Origin of the sequence: Micromonospora sp. NPDC049301, assembly GCF_040678715.1 — a bacterium.
Taxonomy (GTDB): Bacteria; Actinomycetota; Actinomycetes; order Mycobacteriales; family Micromonosporaceae; genus Micromonospora.
Map to the genome: position 1 here is coordinate 390,465 of NZ_JBFAQO010000004.1, position 19,715 is coordinate 410,179.

At 76.5% G+C, this 19,715-nt stretch carries 15 protein-coding genes and 1 pseudogene; 13 read left to right on the plus strand and 3 right to left on the minus strand.

Going from position 1 to position 19,715, the window contains the following annotated elements; genetic code table 11:
• The first annotated feature begins 183 nt into the window (after positions 1-183).
• From cobN to cobA, 13 genes and pseudogenes are all read left to right on the plus strand, one after another.
• Entirely contained in the window at positions 184-3,852 is a 3,669-nt protein-coding gene (gene cobN, locus AB0K07_RS14730; protein WP_363755190.1) for a cobaltochelatase subunit CobN, read from the plus strand.
• On the plus strand, positions 3,849-6,056 hold the full coding sequence (locus AB0K07_RS14735; RefSeq protein ID WP_363755192.1) for a VWA domain-containing protein: 2,208 nt from the start codon (positions 3,849-3,851) through the stop codon (positions 6,054-6,056). The genes cobN and AB0K07_RS14735 overlap by 4 nt, the downstream gene beginning before the upstream one ends.
• Positions 6,056-6,667, plus strand: a complete 612-nt coding sequence (gene cobO, locus AB0K07_RS14740) for a cob(I)yrinic acid a,c-diamide adenosyltransferase (RefSeq protein WP_363755194.1) — start codon at positions 6,056-6,058, stop codon at positions 6,665-6,667. Before AB0K07_RS14735 ends, cobO begins: the two co-directional genes overlap by 1 nt.
• Positions 6,664-8,019: a cobyrinate a,c-diamide synthase gene (locus AB0K07_RS14745; RefSeq protein ID WP_363755196.1), complete on the plus strand. Its 1,356-nt coding sequence runs from the start codon at positions 6,664-6,666 to the stop codon at positions 8,017-8,019. Before cobO ends, AB0K07_RS14745 begins: the two co-directional genes overlap by 4 nt.
• An 11-nt stretch (positions 8,020-8,030) precedes the next feature.
• The gene (cobI, locus tag AB0K07_RS14750) at positions 8,031-8,783 is read left to right on the plus strand and encodes a precorrin-2 C(20)-methyltransferase (protein ID WP_363755596.1); all 753 of its coding nucleotides are present in this window, start codon (positions 8,031-8,033) and stop codon (positions 8,781-8,783) included.
• Entirely contained in the window at positions 8,780-9,640 is an 861-nt protein-coding gene (gene cobM, locus AB0K07_RS14755) for a precorrin-4 C(11)-methyltransferase (RefSeq protein ID WP_363755198.1), read from the plus strand. The genes cobI and cobM overlap by 4 nt, the downstream gene beginning before the upstream one ends.
• Positions 9,637-10,788 carry a cobalt-precorrin-5B (C(1))-methyltransferase gene (locus AB0K07_RS14760; protein ID WP_363755199.1) on the plus strand — a complete coding sequence of 384 codons (1,152 nt, stop codon included), beginning with the start codon at positions 9,637-9,639 and terminating at the stop codon, positions 10,786-10,788. Before cobM ends, AB0K07_RS14760 begins: the two co-directional genes overlap by 4 nt.
• Positions 10,788-12,047, plus strand: a pseudogene (gene cbiE, locus AB0K07_RS14765) (precorrin-6y C5,15-methyltransferase (decarboxylating) subunit CbiE); the annotation flags it as partial. The gene AB0K07_RS14760 and the pseudogene cbiE, both read left to right, overlap by 1 nt.
• Positions 12,044-13,780, plus strand: coding sequence for a precorrin-3B C(17)-methyltransferase (gene cobJ / locus AB0K07_RS14770; protein WP_363755201.1), 1,737 nt, complete (start codon positions 12,044-12,046; stop codon positions 13,778-13,780). The pseudogene cbiE and the gene cobJ, both read left to right, overlap by 4 nt.
• Positions 13,768-13,965 (plus strand): 4Fe-4S binding protein, encoded by a 198-nt coding sequence (locus AB0K07_RS14775; protein WP_363755203.1) that lies wholly within the window; start codon positions 13,768-13,770, stop codon positions 13,963-13,965. Before cobJ ends, AB0K07_RS14775 begins: the two co-directional genes overlap by 13 nt.
• Positions 13,962-15,068 (plus strand): HoxN/HupN/NixA family nickel/cobalt transporter, encoded by a 1,107-nt coding sequence (locus tag AB0K07_RS14780; RefSeq protein WP_363755205.1) that lies wholly within the window; start codon positions 13,962-13,964, stop codon positions 15,066-15,068. The genes AB0K07_RS14775 and AB0K07_RS14780 overlap by 4 nt, the downstream gene beginning before the upstream one ends.
• Positions 15,065-15,661, plus strand: a complete 597-nt coding sequence (locus AB0K07_RS14785; RefSeq protein ID WP_363755207.1) for a precorrin-8X methylmutase — start codon at positions 15,065-15,067, stop codon at positions 15,659-15,661. Before AB0K07_RS14780 ends, AB0K07_RS14785 begins: the two co-directional genes overlap by 4 nt.
• A complete protein-coding gene (gene cobA / locus AB0K07_RS14790; protein ID WP_363755209.1) occupies positions 15,658-17,334 on the plus strand; it encodes a uroporphyrinogen-III C-methyltransferase in 1,677 nt (558 codons plus the stop codon). The genes AB0K07_RS14785 and cobA overlap by 4 nt, the downstream gene beginning before the upstream one ends.
• Before the next feature lie 223 nt (positions 17,335-17,557).
• On the opposite strand, the gene crcB is transcribed toward cobA, so the two are convergent.
• The 3 genes from crcB to AB0K07_RS14805 form a co-directional block, all read right to left on the minus strand.
• Positions 17,558-17,920, minus strand: a complete 363-nt coding sequence (gene crcB, locus AB0K07_RS14795; protein WP_363755211.1) for a fluoride efflux transporter CrcB — start codon at positions 17,918-17,920, stop codon at positions 17,558-17,560.
• Complete coding sequence (locus tag AB0K07_RS14800; protein ID WP_363755213.1) at positions 17,917-18,411, minus strand: CrcB family protein; 495 nt, start codon at positions 18,409-18,411, stop codon at positions 17,917-17,919. The genes crcB and AB0K07_RS14800 overlap by 4 nt, the downstream gene beginning before the upstream one ends.
• 211 nt (positions 18,412-18,622) lie before the next feature.
• Positions 18,623-19,381: a class I SAM-dependent methyltransferase gene (locus AB0K07_RS14805; RefSeq protein ID WP_363755215.1), complete on the minus strand. Its 759-nt coding sequence runs from the start codon at positions 19,379-19,381 to the stop codon at positions 18,623-18,625.
• Positions 19,382-19,715: the final 334 nt, after the last annotated feature.

Genomic DNA, 19,715 nt, shown 5'->3' on the forward strand with positions numbered 1-19,715 from the left:
GGCTCTCCTCGTGCCGGCCTGCCCCGCGCCGCCGGCCACCGGCACCCCTGACCTGCGTGTGACCGCGCTGACCGGCCCGCGTCGGTGACCTCGCCGGCCCGTCGCACCCGCTGACGCCGCACCCACCCGCTCACGTCCAGGTCGCCCCCGTGGCGGCCGGGACGTCACTCTCCGGAGCCTTCCGTGCGCATCCTGCTGCTCTCCACCGCCGACACCGACCTGCTGGCCGCCCGCGCCAGCGGCGCCGACTACCGCCTGGCCAATCCGGCGCGGGTCGCCGCCGACGAGGTGCCCGCCCTGCTCGACGGGGTGGACCTCGTCGTCGTACGCCTGCTCGGCGGCCGGCAGGCGTGGCCGGACGGCCTCGCCCGGGTGCTCGCCAGCGGCCTGCCGACGGTGGTCCTCGGCGGCGAGGCGGTGCCCGACGCCGAGCTGATGGCCGTCTCCACCGTGCCGTCCGGGGTGGCCACCCAGGCGCTCGCGTACCTGGTGGAGGGTGGCCCGGAGAACCTGGGGCAGCTCGCCCGGTTCCTCTCCGACACGGTGCTGCTGACCGGCGAGGGTTTCGCCCCGCCCGCGCCCACCCCGGCGTACGGCGTGCACGGCGACCACCCGGCCGAGCCGGGCCGGCCCACGGTGGGGATCGTCTTCTACCGGGCGCACGCCCTGGCCGGCAACACCGGCTTCGTCGACGTCCTCGCCGACGCGGTGCGGGCGGCCGGCGGCAACCCGCTGCCGATCTTCTGCGGCTCGCTGCGCGGACTGACCGCCGGCGCCGGCCCGCTCGGGCTCTTCGCGCGCTGCGACGCCCTGCTGGTCACCGTGCTCGCGGCCGGCGGGGCGGTCGCCGCGGACGCCTCCGGAGGCGGCGACGAGGACGCCTGGGACGTCGGTGTGCTGGCCGCCCTGGACGTGCCGATCATCCAGGCGCTCTGCCTGACCAGCACCCGCGAGCAGTGGGCCGGCAGCGACGCCGGACTGTCCCCGTTGGACGCCGCCATGCAGGTGGCGATTCCCGAGTTCGACGGCCGGATCGTCACCGTGCCGTTCTCGTTCAAGCGGATCGACGCCGATGGACTCTCCGTCTACGCCGCCGACGCCGACCGGGCCGCCCGGGTGGCCGGCATCGCGGTGCGCCACGCCCGGCTGCGGCACGTGCCCAACGCCGACAAGCGGGTCGCCGTGGTGCTCAGCTCGTACCCCACCAAGCACTCCCGGGTCGGCAACGCCGTCGGATTGGACACCCCGGTCTCGGCGGTCCGGCTGCTCGCCGCGCTCGCCGACGCCGGCTACCACCTCGGCGACGGCCCGCTGCCCGACGACGGCGACGCCCTGATCCACGCCCTGATCGCCGCCGGCGGTCACGACGTGGAGTGGCTCACCCCGGAGCAGCTCGCCGCCGCCGAGGCCCGGGTGCCCGGCGAGACGTACCGGCGCTGGTTCGAGCAGGTGCCCGCAGCGTTGCGCCAACGGATGCACACACACTGGGGTGAGCCGCCCGGCGAGCTGTACACCGACGGCGGGGACATCGTGCTCGCCGGGCTGCGCTTCGGCAACGTGGTGCTGCTGATCCAGCCGCCGCGCGGCTTCGGGGAGAACCCGATCGCCATCTACCACGACCCGGACCTGCCGCCGAGCCACCACTACCTGGCCGCGTACCGCTGGCTCGCCGCGCCGGTCGCCGACGGTGGGTTCGGCGCCGACGCCGTGGTGCACCTGGGCAAGCACGGCACCCTGGAATGGCTGCCCGGCAAGGGCCTCGGCCTCGCCGCCGACTGCGCCCCGGACGCGGTCCTCGGCGACCTGCCGCTGGTCTACCCGTTCATCGTCAACGACCCCGGCGAGGGCACCCAGGCCAAGCGGCGGGCGCACGCCGTCGTGATCGACCACCTGGTGCCGCCGATGGCCCGCGCCGAGACCTACGGCGACCTGGCCAAGCTGGAGCAACTGCTCGACGAGTACGCCACCGTGCAGGCCCTCGACCCGGCCAAGGTGCCCACCGTGCGGGCGCAGATCTGGGACCTGGTGCGCGCCGCCGAGCTGTACCACGACCTGCACGCCGACGCGATGCCGGCCGCCGACGACTTCGACGACTTCGTGCTGCACCTCGACGGGTACCTCTGCGAGGTCAAGGACGTGCAGATCCGCGACGGGCTGCACATCCTCGCCGCCGTGCCGACCGGCGAGCCCCGGGTCAACCTGGTCCTCGCGGTGCTGCGTGCCCCGCAGATCTGGGGTGGCGCCCAGGCCCTGCCCGGCCTGCGGCAGGCCCTCGCCGCCGCGTACGGGCTCGACGAGCAGGAACTGCTCGCCTCGCCGGGACAGCGCCTGGCCCTGCCCGCGGCGTTGACCGACGTGGTGGACGGGCCGGCCGGCACCGCCGCCGACGCCGTCGACCTGATCGAGGCCCTCGCCCGCCGGCTGGTGGTCGGGATGGAGACCCTCGGCTGGGACGCCGATGCCGCCGACACGGTGGTCGGCGAGGTGACCGGCCGGCCGATCCCGGACGTCGCCGCCGTGCTGCGCTTCGCCGCCACCGAGCTGGTGCCCCGGCTGGACCGGACCACCGACGAGCTGACCAACACCCTCGGCGCGCTCGACGGCCGGTTCGTGCCGCCCGGCCCGTCCGGCTCACCCACCCGGGGTCTGGTCAACGTGCTGCCCACCGGCCGCAACTTCTACTCCGTCGACCCCAAGGCCATCCCCAGCCGCAACGCCTGGGACGTCGGGGTCGCCCTCGCCGACTCGCTGCTGGCCCGGCACCTCGCCGACACCGGCGGGTATCCCCGCTCGGTCGGGCTGACCGTGTGGGGCACCAGCGCCATGCGCACCCAGGGCGACGACATCGCCGAGGTGCTCGCCCTGCTGGGCTGCCGGCCGGTCTGGGACGACCGGTCTCGGCGGGTCACCGGCATCGAGGTGGTGCCGACGGCCGAGCTGGGCCGGCCCCGCGTCGACGTCACCGTGCGCATCTCCGGCTTCTTCCGCGATGCGTTCCCGCACGTGGTGGCGCTGCTCGACGACGCCGTCCGGCGGGTCGCCGCCCTCGACGAGCCGGACGAGGAGAACCACGTCCGGGCGCACGTCACCGCCGACCTCGCCGTACATGGCGACGAACGGCGGGCCACCGCCCGGATCTTCGGCTCGAAGCCGGGGGCGTACGGCGCCGGGCTGCTGCCGCTGATCGACGCCCGGACGTGGCGCAGCGACGCCGACCTGGCCGAGGTGTACGCCGTCTGGGGCGGCTACGCCTACGGCCGTGGCCTGGACGGCCGGGAGGCGCGCGCCGACATGGAACGCTCCTTCGCCCGGATCGCGGTGGCGGTGAAGAACCAGGACACCCGCGAGCACGACATCGTCGACTCCGACGACTACTTCCAGTACCACGGCGGCATGGTGGCGATGGTCCGCCACCTCACCGGCGCGTCGCCGCAGGCGTACGTGGGCGACTCGGCGATGCCGCACGACGTGCGGACCCGCACGCTGGGCGAGGAGACCCGGCGGGTGTTCCGGGCCCGCGTGGTCAATCCGAAGTGGATCGCGGCGATGCGCCGGCACGGCTACAAGGGCGCCTTCGAGCTGGCCGCCACCGTGGACTACCTGTTCGGTTACGACGCCACCGCCGGTGTCGTCGACGACTGGATGTACGAGCATCTGGCCGCCGCGTACCTCTTCGACGAGACCACCCGAGAGTTCCTGGAGCGGTCCAACCCGTGGGCGTTGCGTGGCATCACCGAGCGGCTTCTGGAGGCCGCCGACCGGGGGCTGTGGGCCAAACCCGAGCCGGCCACCCTCGACCGGCTCCGCGACACGTACCTGGCCAGCGAGGGTGACCTGGAGGAGCGCGCATGACCACCTACCCGTTCTCCGCCGTGCTCGGCATGACCGACATGCGGCTGGCGCTGCTGCTCAACGCGGTCTCTCCGGCGATCGGCGGGGTGCTGGTCCGCGGTGAGAAGGGCACCGCCAAGTCCACCGCCGTGCGTGCTCTCGCCGCGCTGCTGCCTCCGGTGCGCCGGGTCGCCGGCTGCCGCTTCGGCTGTGACCCGGCCGAACCCGACCCGGCCTGCCCGGACGGCCCGCACCCGGCCGGCGCCGCCGCCGAGACCGGCCCGGCCCGGCTGGTGGAGCTGCCGGTCGGCGCCGCCGAGGACCGGGTGGTCGGCTCGCTGGACCTGGAGAAGGCCCTCGGCGAGGGCGTACGCGCCTTCGAGCCGGGCCTGCTCGCCGCCGCGCACCGGGGCGTGCTCTACGTCGACGAGGTCAACCTGCTGCACGACCACCTGGTCGACCTGCTGCTGGACGCGGCGGCGATGGGCCGCAGCCACGTCGAGCGGGAGGGCGTCTCGGTCAGCCACGCCGCCCGGTTCCTGCTGGTCGGCACCATGAACCCGGAGGAGGGGGAGCTGCGCCCGCAGCTGCTCGACCGGTTCGGGCTCACCGTCGAGGTCGGCGCGAGCCGCGACCCGGGCGTCCGGGTCGAGGTGGTGCGCCGCCGGCTCGCCGCCGACGCCGATCCGGCCGGCTTCGCCGCCCGCTGGGCCGACGCCGACGCCGAGATCGCCGCCCAGGTGGCCGCCGCCCGCCGCCGACTTGCGGGGGTACGGCTGCCCGACGCCGCGCTGCGCCAGATCGCCGAGGTGTGCGCCGCGTTCGACGTGGACGGGATGCGGGCCGACATCGTCACCGCCCGTACCGCGCTGGCGCACGCCGCCTGGGAGGGCCGGGACCGGGTCACCATCGACGACGTCCGGGTGGCCGCCCGGCTGGCCCTGCCGCACCGCCGCCGCCGCGACCCGTTCGACACCCCGGGCCTGGACTCCAAGCGCCTCGACGAGGCGTTGCGGGAAGCCCAGGACGCGCACCCCGACGACCCGGACGACGGCGGCCCCACCGACCGTGGCCCGGACGGCGGCGGTCCACCGGACAGCGGTTGGCCGGGCGGTGGCCCGGCCGGCGCCGGCGGGCCGGACGGACGTGGCCCCGACGGCAGCGGCTGCGAGGAACCCGACCAGGGCGAACCCACTCCGGCCACGTATCCGGGCAGCGGGCCGGACGGCCCCGCCGACGGCGAGTGGCCGCAGCGTGCGATGAACGACGACGGTTCGGGCGAGCACGGTCAGGGAGCCGGTACCCGTGGCGGCCGCACCGACGGACGCGACGGCGCGGCCGGTGGCGGGGACGATCCGGCCAGTGGCCGGGGCAGCGGCGGAGACGGTCAGCCGATGGCCGTACCCCGGGGTGGGTTGACGGCGCGGCTGCTCACCGCGCCCGGCGTGGGTGACGGGGTGCCCGGCCGGCGCTCGCGGGCCCGCACCGGGCGGGGCCGCACCACCGGGGCGCGGGTGCCGGCGGGTCGGGTAGGCGCGCTGCACCTGCCGGCCACGGTCCGCGCCGCGGCACCGCAGCAGGCGGCGCGGGGTCGGGTCACCGGCCCGCTGCGGCTGCGCCCGGACGACGTGCGGGAGGCCGTCCGGGAGGGGCGTGAGGGCAACCTGGTGCTGTTCGTGGTGGACGCGAGCGGCTCGATGGGCGCCCGGCAGCGGATGACCGCCGTCAAGGACGCCGTGCTGGCCCTGCTCACCGACGCGTACCAGCGCCGGGACAAGGTCGCGGTGGTCGCCTTCCGGGGCGCCGGCGCGCGGACGCTGCTGCCGGCCACCTCGTCCGTGCTGGCCGCCTCGACCCGGCTGGCCGAGCTGCCCACCGGTGGGCGTACGCCGCTGGCCGAGGGGCTGCTCGCCGCCGCCGACCTGCTGCGGGTGGAGCGCCTGCGCGACCCGAAGCGGCGTCCGCTGGTCCTCGTCGTCACCGACGGCCGCGCCACCGCCGGCACGCGTCCGCTCGACCGGGCGGCCGGAGCGGCGGCGGTGCTCGCCGCCGCCGGCGCACCCTGCGTCGTCGTCGACTGCGAGACCGGCCCCGTCCGCCTGCACCTGGCCCGCCGCCTGGCGACCCAGCTCGACGCCCCCCACCACCCCCTGGACCAGATGACCACCGCCGCGCTGCCCCGCCGTACCGCGGCCACCACCTCGCCAGACAGGAGCGTCGCCTGATGCCGCAGGGGAAGCCGAGCACGGTGCCCGCCGACGGGTTGACCACTCGCCAGCGACGGCACCGGCCGCTGCTGATGGTCCACACCGGACAGATGAAGGGGAAGTCGACCGCCGCCTTCGGGCTGGCGCTGCGGGCGTGGACCGCCGGCCTGCCGGTCGGGGTGTTCCAGTTCGTGAAGAGCGCCAAGTGGCGGGTGGGGGAGGAGAACGCCTTCCGCGCCCTCGGCGAGGTGCACGAGCGCACCGGGCAGGGCGCGCCGGTGGCGTGGCACAAGATGGGTGAGGGCTGGTCCTGGATCCAGCGCGGCGGCGACGCCGACCACGCCGCCGATGCCCTGGAGGGCTGGCGGCAGATCCAGCGTGACCTGGCCGCCGAGCGCTACGGGCTGTACGTGCTGGACGAGTTCACCTACCCGATGAAGTGGGGCTGGGTGGACGTCGACGAGGTCGTGGCCACCCTGGCCGACCGTCCCGGCTTCCAGCACGTGGTCATCACCGGGCGCGACGCCGACCCGCGGCTGGTCGCCGCCGCCGACCTGGTGGCCGAGCTGACCAAGGTCAAGCACCCGATGGACGCCGGCCAGAAGGGCCAGAAGGGCATCGAGTGGTGAGCGCCGAGCCGTGGGCGCTGCCCCGGGTGGTGGTCGCCGCGCCGGCCAGCGGCCACGGCAAGACCACCGTCGCCACCGGGCTGCTCGCCGCGCTGCGCCGCCGGGGCCTGACGGTCAGCCCGCACAAGGTCGGGCCGGACTACATCGACCCCGGCTACCACGCTCTCGCCGCCGGCCGGCCCGGCCGCAACCTCGACCCGTTCCTCGTCGGCGCGGAGCGGATCGCCCCGCTGCTGCGGCACGGCGCGAGCGTCCCGACGCCCGCCGACATCGCCGTGGTGGAGGGCGTGATGGGCCTGCACGACGGCGCGGTCGGCCGCCGCGGGTACGCCTCCACCGCCCACGTCGCCCGGCTGATCGAGGCGCCCGTCCTGCTGGTGCTGGACACCACCGCGCAGGGCCGCTCGGCCGCCGCGCTGACGCTGGGCATGGCCGCGTTCGACCCGGCGGTACGGATCGGCGGGGTCATCCTCAACCGGGTCGGCTCGCCCCGGCACGAGACGCTGCTGCGCGACGCGCTGGCCGAGGTGGGCGTACCGGTGCTCGGGGCGGTAACCCGGGCCGCCGAGGTGGCCGCGCCGGCCCGGCACCTGGGGCTGGTCCCGGTCGCCGAGCGGGCACCCGAGTCCCTCGCGATCGTCACGGCCCTCGCCGAGCTGGTCGAGTCCACGGTGGACCTGGACGCCGTGCTCGACCTGGCCCGGACCGCCCCGCCGCTGACCGTGCCCGCCTGGGATCCGGTCACGGCCGTCGGTGGTCCGGCCGGCGCGGAGCGACCCCTGGTCGCGCTCGCCGGCGGTCCGGCCTTCACCTTCTCGTACGCGGAGACCGCCGAGCTGCTCGCCGCGGCCGGCGCGGACGTGGTCACCGTCGACCCGCTGCGTGATCCGGCACTGCCCGCCGGCACCCGCGCGGTGGTGATCGGCGGCGGCTTCCCCGAGGCGTACGCGGAGGCACTGGCCGCCAACGCCGCGCTCCGCGCCGAGCTGGCCGACTTCGCCGGGCCGATCGTGGCCGAGTGCGCCGGGCTGCTCTACCTCGGGCGGTCCCTGGACGGCGCGCCGATGTGCGGCCGGCTGGACCTGACCGCCCGGATGACCGGCCGGCTCACCCTCGGCTACCGGGAGGCGGTGGCCGTCACCGACTCCCCGGTGGCCCGGGCCGGCGAGCCGGTACGCGGGCACGAGTTCCACCGCACCACCACCGACCCGGGCCACGGCGACCGACCGGCGTGGCGCTGGGACGGCGCGGAGCACGGCTTCGTCGCCGGCGGAGTGCACGCCTCCTACCTGCACACCCACTGGGCCGGCCACCCCGGCGCCGCCCGCCGCCTGGTCGAGGCGTGCCGATGAGCGCCCGGGCGGTGGACGCCACGCTCACCGGGGTGGGCGTCGGACCGGGCGACCCGGAACTGCTCACCGTCAAGGCCGTCCGGGTGCTGGGCGAGGCCGACCTGGTCTTCGTACCCGTGATGGCGGACCGGGCCGAGCCGGCCGCGGGCGCGGACGCCGGACGCGCCGAGCGGACCGTGCGGGCGCACGTCGCGGCCGACCGGTTGCGCCGCCTGCCCTTCGCCCTGGACGACCGGGGCGGGGTGACCGCCCGGCGGGCCGCCGCCTGGGACGCCGCCGCGCGGGTCGTCATCGAGGCGATCGACTCGGGCGCCCGGTCGCTGGCCTTCGCCACCATCGGCGACCCGAACGTCTACTCCACCTTCGGCTACCTGGCGCAGAGCGTCCGGGCGCTGCGCCCGGCGGTGCACGTGGCCACCGTGCCCGGCATCACCGCCATGCAGGAACTCGCCGCGCGTAGCGGCACCCCGCTCTGCGAGGGACGCGAACCGCTGACCCTGCTGCCGGCCACCGCCGGGCTGGCGCTCTTCGCCCACGCCCTGGCCGGGCCGGGGACGGTGGTCGCCTACAAGGGCTGGCGGCGGCACCCGGAACTGCTCGCCGAGCTGCGCCGACAGGGCCGGCTCGCCGACGCCGTCCTCGGCCGGAGCCTGGGCCTGCCCGGGGAGCGCATCGGCCCGGTCGACGACTCCACGCACGACCTGCCGTACCTGTCGACGCTGCTGGTCCCGGCCCGCCGCGAGCACCGAGGAGGAAAGCTGTGACCAGCGACGGCAAAGTGTGGTTCGTCGGCGCCGGCCCCGGGGCGGCGGACCTGCTGACCCTGCGGGCCGCCCGGGTCATCGCCGAGGCCGACATCGTGATCTGGGCGGCCAGCCTGGTGCACGCCGACGTGCTCGCCCACGCCCGGGCCGGCGCGGAGATCGTCGACTCCTCGCAGCTGCCCATCGAGGGCGTGCTCCCGCTCTACCGGCGGGCCGCCGACCGGGGGCTGACCGTGGCCCGGATCCACTCCGGAGACCCGGCGCTGTGGGGTGCGGTGCAGGAGCAGCTGGACCTGTGCCGGGCGCTCGGCCTGGCCGTCGAGATCGTCCCCGGGGTCTCGTCGTTCACCGCCGTCGCGGCGATCGTCGGACGGGAGCTGACCGTCCCCGAGGTCGCGCAGTCGGTGATCCTCACCCGCCTCGAAGGCGGCAAGACCCCGATGCCGCCCGGGGAGCGGGTCCGTGACTTCGCCCGGCACGGCACCACCATGGCGCTGTTCCTCTCCGCCGCCCGCTCCGGCCAGGTGCAGGCCGAGTTGCTGGCCGGCGGCTACCCGGCCGACACCCCGGCCGTGGTGGCGTACCAGGCGACCTGGCCGGACGAGCTGGTGGTGCGCTGCACGGTCGGCACCCTGGAGGCGACCGTCAAGCAGCACCGGCTGTGGAAGCACACCCTCTTCCTGGTCGGGCCTGCGCTGGCCGCCCACGGCACCCGCTCACACCTGTACCACCCCGGGCACTTCCACACCTTCCGCCGGGCCGAGCCGGCGGCCCGCGCCGAGCTGCGCCGCCGGGCCGGCGACGGCCGGGCGGCCCAGGACGGCGGCGAGCCGGCGACACCGGGCGCCACGTCGTGACGTACCCCGAACCGCCGCTGCGCGAGCCGGACCTGCCGCGTACCGCGAAGGTCCGGCCCACGGCGCTGCGGACCGGCTGGACCACCGGCGCCTGCGCGACGGCGGCGGCCAAGGCCGCCGTCACCGCGCTGGTCACCGGCGCGACCCAGCCGGAGGTCGAGATCGGCCTGCCCGCGGGGCGGCGCGTGCGCTTCCCGGTGGCCCGCTGCGAGCTGACCGGCACCCCGCCGGCCCGCGCGGAGGCGGTGGTGGTCAAGGACGCGGGCGACGACCCGGACGTCACCCACGGCGCCGAACTGACCGCCACCGTGGACTGGACCGACGTTCCCGGGCTGCGCCTGGCCGGCGGTCCCGGCGTCGGCACGGTCACCAAACCGGGCCTGGGGCTCGCGGTCGGCGGCCCGGCGATCAACGACACCCCACGCCGCATGATCAGCGAGGCGGTGGCCGAGGTGGTCGACCTCACCGAGGTCGGCGTCCAGGTGGTGATCAGCGTGCCCCGAGGCGAGATCATGGCCCGCAAGACCACCAACCGGCGGCTCGGCATCCTCGGCGGCATCTCGATCCTCGGCACCACCGGGATCGTCCGGCCCTTCTCCACCGCCTCCTGGCGGGCCAGCGTGGTGCAGGCCGTGCACGTGATGGCCGCCCAGGGGGAGCGGACCGTGGTGCTCTGCACCGGCGGGCGCACCGAACGCGCCGCCCGCGCGCTGCTGCCCGAACTGCCCGAGGTGTGCTTCGTCGAGGTCGGCGACTTCACCGGCGCCGCGGTCACCGCCGCCGTGGGTGACGCGATGACCGGGGTGGTCTTCGTCGGCATGGCCGGCAAGCTGGCCAAACTCGCCGCCGGGGTGCTCATGACCCACTACACCCGCTCCAAGGTGGACCTCTCCCTGCTCGGCGCGGTGACCGCCGAGGCCGGCGGCGACCCCGGGCTGGTCGCCGCCGTGACCGAGGCGAACACCGGCCGGCACGCGTACGAGCTGTGGGAGGCCGCCGGGCTGCTCGCGTCGGCCGGCGACCTGCTCTGCCAGCGGGTCCGCCAGGTGCTGCTGCGCTTCGCCGAGCAGGCGGTCACCGTGGACGTGGCGATGGTCGACTTCGCCGGCGTGCGGGTGGTCGCCTCCTCGGGTCGGTGGCCCCGATGACCCCGGTGACCGTGGTCGGGCTGGACGCGGCCGGCGCGCCGCCGCACCCCGCCCTCGCGCCGGTGCTGGCCGCCGCCGGGCTGGTGGTCGGGGCCGCCCGGCACCTGGCCGTGGTGCCCGTACCGCCCGGCGCGGCCACCGTCGCCCTCGGCCCGCTCGCTCCCGCCGTGCACCGGCTGGCCGCCGCCGTCGCCGACGGTGTGCCGGCCGTGGTGCTGGCCAGCGGCGACCCCGGCCTGTTCGGCATCGTCCGGCGGCTGCGCGCCGCCGGACTGCCGCTGCGGGTGGTACCCGCCGTGTCCAGTGTGGCCGCCGCGTTCGCCCGCGCCGGACTGCCCTGGGACGGTGCCGCCGTGGTCACCGCGCACGGCCGCGACCCGCGCCCGGCGCTCAACGCCTGCCGGGCGCTGCCGTTGGTCGCGGTGCTCACCGCACCGGGCGCCGGCGCCGCCGAGCTGGGCGCCGGGCTGGCCGGCTGGTCCCGCCGCCTGCTGGTCGCCGAGCACCTCGGCACCGACGCCGAACGGGTCCGCGAGGTGACGCCGGAGCAGGCCGCCGCCGGCACCTGGTCCGACCCGCACGTGCTGCTCAGCATCGCCGCGCCCGACCGGGACGACGCGGGGCCCGCCGACGCCGAGCCCGACGCCTCCGACCGGGCGCACCCCGCCGGTGGGATGCGGTCGGACAACCAGCCCGCCGCCGCGCCGGCCGGCGGGTGGGCGCTGCCGGAAGCCCGGTACGCCCACCGCGACTCGATGATCACCAAGTCGGAGGTGCGCGCCCTCGTCATCGCCCGGCTGCGCCCCCGGCTCGGCCGGCTGGTCTGGGACATCGGCGCCGGCAGCGGCTCGGTCGGCATCGAGTGCGCGCTGCTCGGCGCGGCCGTGCTCGCCGTCGAGCAGGACGCCGGGGCCGCCGAGACGATCCGGGCCAACGCCGCCGCGCACGCCGTCGACGTCCGCGTGGTCGCCGGGCGGGCCCCGGCGGCGCTGGCCGGCCTGCCCTCGCCGGACGCGATCTTCGTCGGCGGCGGCGGGGTCGACGTCCTCGCCGCCGGGACGGCCCGCCGGCCCGAACGGGTGGTGCTCACCCTCGCCGCCCTGGACCGGGTCGCGCCGGCCGTCGGCCTGCTGCGCGCCGCCGGCTACACCGTCGAGGGCAGCCAGCTCTCCGCCGCCCGCCTCGCCGACCTGCCCGGCGGGTCGATCCGTCTCGCGGCCACCAACCCGGTGGTCGTCCTCACCGGGGAGCGCCCGTGAACGACCCGAGTACACCCACCCGGATCGGCCTCGTGGCGGCCACCGCCGCCGGCCGGAGGCACGCGCACACCGTCGCCGCCGCCTGGCCACACGCCCGGCTGGTCGAGGGGGAGAGCGTCGCCGACGCGCTGCGTACGGCCTGGACGCGGTGCGACGCGGTGGTCGCCTTCCTGGCTACCGGCGCGGTCGTGCGGATCCTCGCCCCGCTGCTCGGCGACAAGCGCACCGACCCGGCCGTGGTGGTCGTGGACGAGGCGGCCCGGCACGCGGTGGCGCTGCTCGGCGGGCACGCCGGAGGCGGCAACGACCTCGCCGAGCGGGTCGGCGCGCTGCTCGACGCCCGGCCGGTGGTCACCACCGCCACCGACGCGGTCGGCCTGCCCGGGCTTGACACCCTCGGCTGGCCGGTGCAGGGCGCGGTCGCCGCGGTGTCCCGGGCCATCCTGGACGGCGAACCGGTCCGGCTGATCACCGACGCCGACTGGCCGCTGCCCGCGCTGCCGCCGAACGTCCACCCGGAGACCACCGCAGCCGACGAGGTGGCCGACGCCGGGTACCGGCTGCTGGTCACCGACCGGTTGGTGCCACTGGACGGGCGGACCGCGGTGCTGCGTCCCCCGTCGCTGGTCGCCGGCGTCGGCGCCAGCCGGGGCGTACCCGCCGCGGAGGTGGCCGAGCTGCTGCACCGGGTGCTGGCCGAGGCCGGCCTCAGCCCGGCCAGCCTGCGCTGCCTGGCCAGCGCCGACGTCAAGGCCGACGAGGCGGGCATCCTGAGCACCGCCGACGCGCTCGGCGTACCCCTGGTGACCTGGCCGGCGACGGACCTGGCGGCGGTCGACGTGCCGCACCCCAGCGAGGTGGTCCGCGCCGCCGTCGGCACGCCGAGCGTGGCGGAGGCCGCGGCGCTGCTCGGCCCGGCGGGCCGGACGGACGACGCCGCGCTGCTGGTGCCGAAGACCGCCTCGGCGATGGCCACCGTGGCGGTGGCGCGGCACGCGCCGCGCGGCCGGCTGGCCGTCGTCGGCCTCGGCCCCGGCGCGGCCGACCTGCGCACCCCGCGCGCGGTGGCCGAGCTGCGCCGCGCCGCCGTCGTGGTCGGCCTCGACCAGTACCTCGACCAGGTCCGCGACCTGCTCCGCCCCGGCACCCGCGTGCTCTCCAGCGGACTGGGCGCGGAGGAGGCGCGGGCCCGCGCCGCCGTCGCCGAGGCCACCGCCGGCCGCGCGGTCGCGCTGGTCGGCTCCGGCGACGCCGGGGTGTACGCGATGGCCAGCCCCGCACTGGAGTACGCCGACGAGCGGATCGACGTGGTCGGCGTGCCGGGGGTGACCGCCGCGCTCGCCGCCGGCGCGCTGCTCGGCGCCCCGCTCGGCCACGATCACGCCTACCTGAGCCTGTCCGACCTGCACACCCCGTGGGAGGTCATCGAGCGGCGGGTGACCGCCGCCGCGCAGGGCGACTTCGTGACGATCTTCTACAACCCGCGCAGCCGGGCCCGCGACTGGCAGCTCGGCAAGGCGCTCGGCATCCTCGCCGCGCACCGGCCACCGGACACCCCGGCCGGTGTGGTGCGCAACGCCAGCCGACCCGGCGAACGGGTGCATCTGGCCACCCTCGCCACCCTCGACCCGGCCGTGGTCGACATGTACAGCGTCGTGGTCGTCGGCAGCAGCGACACGCGGCTGGTCGCCGGCCGGATGGTCACGCCCCGGGGGTACCGGTGGCGATCGTGACCATCGGCGCCTGCCAGGGCTGCGGCGCCTGCCTGCTCACCTGCCCCACGCACGCCATCCGGCCGGTCGCCGGCGGACTGACCGTCCGCGCCGACCGCTGCACCGGCTGCCTGGAGTGCCTGGAGATCTGCCCCGTCGACGCCATCCGCGTCGCCGACCCCGACGAAAACAAAGGAGCCCGATGACGTCGACCGCCGTCAGCACCGCACCCCCGGCCGGCCGGTGGAGCCGCGCCGAACGGGCCCGCCTCGGTGGCATCGTGCTCGCCGTCGCGGTGCTCCACGTTGCCGGCTGGAGCTTGTACCTGTACTGGAGCGACCAGCCCGTGGCCGCCGGTGGACTGGCCGGCGCCGGCGCCCTCGCGTACGTGCTCGGCGTCCGGCACGCCTTCGACGCCGACCACATCGCCGCCATCGACGACACCACCCGGCTGATGCTGCTGCGCGGCCGGCGGCCGGTGGGCGTGGGCTTCTTCTTCGCCCTCGGGCACAGCGCGGTGGTGCTCCTGCTCGCCCTCATCGTCGGGCTGGCCTCGGCGAACCTCACCGGCCCCGGCCTGGAGCAGGCCCGCGAGCTGGGCGCCACCGTCGCGATCGTCACCGCGACCCTGTTCCTGGCGCTGGTCGCCGCCCTCAACGCGGTGGTCCTCGGCGGGCTGGCCCGGTTGTGGCGCCGGCTGCGCCACGGGGAACTCGACGAGCGGGAGCTGGACCTGCACCTGCTCAACCGGGGGCTGGTGCAGCGGGTGCTGGGCAGCCGGGCGCGGGCGCTGGTCCGCTCCTCCTGGCACATGGCCCCGGTCGGGTTCCTCTTCGGCCTCGGTCTGGAGACGGCCAGCGAGGTGACCCTGCTGGCGCTGTCGGCGAGCACCGCCGCCGCGGGCGGGCTGCCGGTGCTGGCCCTGCTCACCCTGCCCCTGCTGTTCGCCGCCGGCATGTCCGCCATGGACACCGCGGACAGCCTGCTGATGAGCCGCGCCTACTCGTGGGCGTACCGGCAGCCGGCGCGGCGGCTCTACTACAACCTGGCCACCACGGCGATGACGGTGCTGGTCGGCGCCGTGGTCGCCAGCGTCTACCTGGCCGGCCTGCTGGTCGACCACGCCGGTGCGAGCGGGCTCGCCGGGTACGCGGCCGTCGCCGACCACTTCGAGCAGCTCGGCTACGTCGTGGTGGGCCTCTTCGTCGGCTCCTGGGTGGGCGCGGTCGCGCTGTGGAAGCTGCGCGGCTACGACCGTCGCTACGGCGCCGCCCAGCCCACCGGCGTCGACGCGGGGGAGCAGCCGTGAGCCGGGCGGTGCACCCGATCGAAGCCGAGTCGTACCGGATCCTGCGCGGCCGGGTCGACCTCTCCCACCTGCCGCCGCTGCGCCGGGCGGTGACCGAGCGGGTGGTGCACGCCAGCGCCGACCTGGCATACGTCGACGAGCTGGTCTGCGACGAGGAATCCCTGGCATCGGGGCTGGCCGCGCTGCGCGCCGGCGCGCCGGTGGTCATCGACGTGGCGATGGTCGCCGCCGGGATCACCCGGGCCGGCCTGGAGCTGGTCTGCCCGATCGCCGAGCCGGCCGCCGCCGAGCTGGGCCGGACGGCCGGGATCACCCGCTCGGCGGCGGCCGTGCGGATCGCGCTGGACCGGGTCGGCCCGGGCGCGGTCTGGGTGGTCGGCTGCGCCCCGACCGCGCTTGTCGAACTGCTCACCCTGGACGCCGCGCCCGCGCTGGTCGTCGGCCTGCCGGTCGGCTTCGTGGGCGCGGCCGAGTCGAAGGCGGCACTGCGGGCCAGCGGACTGCCCGCGGTGTCCAACGTGGGCGAGAAGGGCGGCTCGGCGGTCGCCGCCGCCGCCCTGAACGCACTGCTCTACGTCGAGGAGACGCCATGAACGGGTTGGTCATCGTCGGGCACGGCACGCGCAGCGCCGCCGGCGTCGAGCAGTTCGCCGCGCTGGTCGAGCGCGTCCGCCGCCGGGGCGCCGGCACCCTCGGCGACGTGGAGGGCGGCTTCATCGAGCTGTCCCGCCCGCCGCTGACCGACGCGGTCGGCGCGCTGGTCGCGCGCGGTCACCGGGCACTGGTGGCGCTGCCGCTGGTGCTCACCGGGGCCGGGCACGGCAAGGGCGACATCCCCGCCGCGATGGCGCGCGAGCAGCAGCGCCACCCGGGGCTGAGCTACCGCTACGGTCGCCCCCTCGGGCCGCACCCGCTGCTGCACGAGGCCCTGGAACAGCGGATCGACGCGGCGCTGGCCGGCGCGGACCGGGCCGGCACGTGGGTCGCGCTGATCGGCCGGGGCTCCACCGACCCGGACGCCAACGCGGAGGTCGCCAAGGTGGCCCGGCTGCTCTGGGAGGGCCGCGGCTACGCGGGCGTCGAGCCCGGGTTCATCTCGCTCGCGGAGCCGTCGGTGCCGGCGGTGCTGGACCGGCTGCGTCGGCTCGGCGCGCGGCGGATCGTCGTCGCGCCGTACTTCCTCTTCGCCGGTGTGCTGCCGGACCGGATCACCGCGCAGGCGGCGGAGTTCGCCGCCGTACACCCCGAGCTGGACGTGCGGGTGGCCGACCTGATCGGCGACTGCGACGCGCTGGCCGACCTGGTGCTGGAGCGCTACGCCGAGGCGCTCAGCGGGGACATCCGGATGAACTGCGACACCTGCGCGTACCGGGTGCTGATGCCCGGCTTCGCCGACAAGGTGGGCCGCCCGCAACGCCCGCACGACCACCCCGACGACCCGGTCGGCGGGCATCACCACCACGACCACCACCACGACCACCACCATGGGCACGACCACCACGGGCACGGGTCGGTCGCGGTGGTCGGCGGCGGGCCGGGCCCCGCCGATCTGATCACGGTACGCGGCCGGGCGCTGCTCGACGCCGCGGAGGTGGTGGTGGTCGACCGGTTGGCCCCGCAGGGGCTGCTCGCCGGGCTGCGCCCCGAGGTGCTCGTCATCGACGCCGCCAAGGTGCCCCGTGGCCCCTCGATGAGCCAGGACGCGATCAACGCCGCCCTGGTGTCGCACGCCCGCGCCGGTCGGCGGGTCGTCCGGCTCAAGGGCGGCGACCCGTACGTCTTCGGCCGCGGTCACGAGGAGGTGCAGGCCTGCGAGGCCGCCGGCGTACCGGTGACCGTGGTGCCCGGGGTGAGCAGCGCGATCGCCGGGCCGGCCCTGGCCGGTGTGCCGGTGACCCACCGGGGCGTGGCGCATGACGTCACCGTGGTCTCCGGGCACCTGCCGCCCGGCCACCCCGACTCGCTGGTCGACTGGGCGGCGCTGGGGCGGGCCCGGGGCACGCTGGTGCTGCTGATGGCGGTGGACACCATCGCGAAGATCGCCGCTGCGCTGGTCGAGCACGGCCGCGCCCCGGACACCCCGGTGCTCGCGATCCAGGACGCCGGCCACCCCGACCAGCGGTCCGTGCCGGCCCGACTGGACGAGATCGGCGCGGTCGCCGCCCGCGAGGGCGTCGCCCCGCCGGCCGTCTTCGTGCTCGGCCCGGTGGTCGCCCTGGCCGCGCCCTCCGTGCCGGCCGCGCGGTGGTCCTCTACTCGCGCCTGACGCGCCTCGGCGCGGGCCTCGCCCATGATCGCGCTCGATCCAGGATGTGGTGGCCTCGCTGGCGGGACGAAGCCACTACATCCAGAATGCAGCGTGATCCTGCGGTGGGTCCGCGGCGACCACGTCGGGATCCGGCCCAGGTGCCTGGTGCCCGTGCCCGGTGCACCGAGGGGGCAAGGGGCGAGGGACGAGGAAGCGAGGGCGCGCCGGGCGCCTCGGCGGGTCAGCCGCTCAGGGCCCGGGCGAGGGCGTAGCCGGCGGTCGCCGCGGCGAGCCCGGCGGCCACGCTGGCCAGCACGTTGGCCAGCGCGAGGAGCCGGTGGCCGGTCCTGGCCAGTCGCAGCGTCTCGTAGCTGAAGGTGGAGTAGGTGGTCAGCGCGCCACAGAAGCCGGTGCTGAGCAGCGCGCTGACCGCCGGGCCGGCCGGCAGCCCGACGAGGACGCCGAGCAGCAGCGAGCCGCACACGTTGACGGTCAACGTTCCCCACGGAAACGCCGAGGCGTGCCGGGCCTGCACGGCCCGGTCGGTGAGGTAGCGCAGCGGCGCGCCGACGGCCGCACCGAGCGCGATGAGCAGCACGGTCACCGGGCGCCCCGTCCGTCGTCGCGGCCCAACCGATCGAGCAGTCGCGCGGCGACGGCATCACCGAGCCACACCGCGACCAGCGCACCGACCACGGTGGCGGCCAGGTACGCCAGCGCGGTGCCCGGAGCACCCGCGACCACCGCCTGGTGCACGTCCACGGCGTAGGTGGAGAAGGTGGTGAATCCGCCGAGCACCCCGACGCCGAGGAATGGGCGGGCCAGCGGATGCCCGCCGCCGACGTGCCCGAGCACCGCCATCAGGACGCCGATCAGCAGGCAGCCGCTCAGGTTGATGCCGAAGGTCGCCCACGGGAAACCGGTCGGCGGGTGGGGGACGGCGTGTTGCAGGCCGGCCCGCGCCAGCGCGCCGAGCACCCCGCCGGCCGCGATCGCGGTGAGCACCATGGCGGGACGGGCGGTCAGCTCGCCCCGGTCGGCGGGGACGCGCAGATCGACGTCGGGGTCGGTGCGCGGGTCGAGTGGTCCGGACACGATGCCTCCCTACCAGCACGGGTGTCACTGGCAGGGACCGTTGGCGAGCGGCGTCGCGGTTCTCCCGGTGCGTGCCGGGGACGGCGGGCCCCACCGCCGGAGAGCTTGACGGCTCCGGCGTCAGCATATCGCCCACCTCGTGGAGCGCCGGGCGGGCCGGCGGGTCGAGCACCCGGCCGGCCCGATCCGGCGGGACGCCGGGGTTGGTCGGTCAGCGCACCCCCGCCACCGCCGCGTCCGTGCCGCCGCGCCACACCGTGCCGACCTCGCCGAAGCCTGCCTCGGTCAGCGTGGCCAGGTGCCAGGAGACCGGCGGGTTCCACTCGGGGCTGTGCCCGGTCGGGTAGATGGCCCGCCGCTGGGCGACCAGCGGGGCGAGCGCCGGGTCGGCGGCGGCCCGGTCCCACCAGTCCGACCAGGACAGCACGGACCCGGCGGCGTACCGGGCCGCCCGCCGGTCCCGCGCCCGGTCGAGCAGCCGCTTGGTCAGCTCCGGCAGGGTGTCGTCGGGCATGTGGTCGGCGTTGACGAAGATCCCGCCCGGGCGCAGCAGGTCGCGGATCTCGCCGTAGAGCTGGCCCAGCCGCTCGGCGGGCAGCCAGTGCAGCGCCGTGGCGGTGAGCACGGCGTCGTACTCGCCGTGGGGCAGCGCGGATCGCCATTCGGGGGTGCCGAGGTCGGCGGTGACGATGGTGGCCCGGTCGGTCAGGGAGGCCCCGGCGATGGCGAGCAGCGCCGGGTCGAGGTCGAGCAGGGTCACCTCGGCGGTGGGGAACCGCGCCAGCGTCCGCAGCGAGATGGTGCCGGTGCCGCCGGCCAGGTCGAGCAGGCGCGGCGGCCGGCCGTCGCGGACCGCGTCCACCGCGTCGAGCATGGCGGTGAAGCGGTGCTCCCGGTCCGGTAGGTACGCCGCCTGCTGGCGGTCCCAGCTCTCCTGCCAGGCCCACGGATCCGTGATGTAAGGAGTCATAGCGATCAGGCTACTTACGGCACGCGGCACCTGTCCAGACCTTGTTGCACATAATTTGCAATTGCGAGAAAGATGGTAGGGCGATGATCAGAGGACGCCGGGCCGGTCATCCGTTCGGCCCGGCGCCCCGCACGCGAACGGTGCGACCGGGGTCAGGCCACGCTCGGTGCCAGATCCGCCTCGGCCGTCGTCGCCCCGTTCCGGCGGGCCAGCCGGAGCGCCCCGAGCGGGACGCCCAGACCGGCCAGGGTGAGCGCGGCCAGGACGGGCTCGACGCCCTGCCGCGAAAGCGGAACCTGGACCCGGAGAACCCCTGACCGGCGGGGGCGTACCT

What these genes read in the sequence shown, in the direction of transcription:
- AB0K07_RS14780 (WP_363755205.1), top strand. Translation starts at nt 13,962, where the DNA reads ATGACGTCGACCGCCGTCAGCACCGCACCCCCGGCCGGCCGGTGGAGC.
- cobO (WP_363755194.1), top strand. Translation starts at nt 6,056, where the DNA reads ATGCCGCAGGGGAAGCCGAGCACGGTGCCCGCCGACGGGTTGACCACT.
- AB0K07_RS14735 (WP_363755192.1), top strand. Translation starts at nt 3,849, where the DNA reads ATGACCACCTACCCGTTCTCCGCCGTGCTCGGCATGACCGACATGCGG.
- AB0K07_RS14805 (WP_363755215.1), bottom strand. Translation starts at nt 19,381, where the DNA reads ATGACTCCTTACATCACGGATCCGTGGGCCTGGCAGGAGAGCTGGGAC.
- cobA (WP_363755209.1), top strand. Translation starts at nt 15,658, where the DNA reads ATGAACGGGTTGGTCATCGTCGGGCACGGCACGCGCAGCGCCGCCGGC.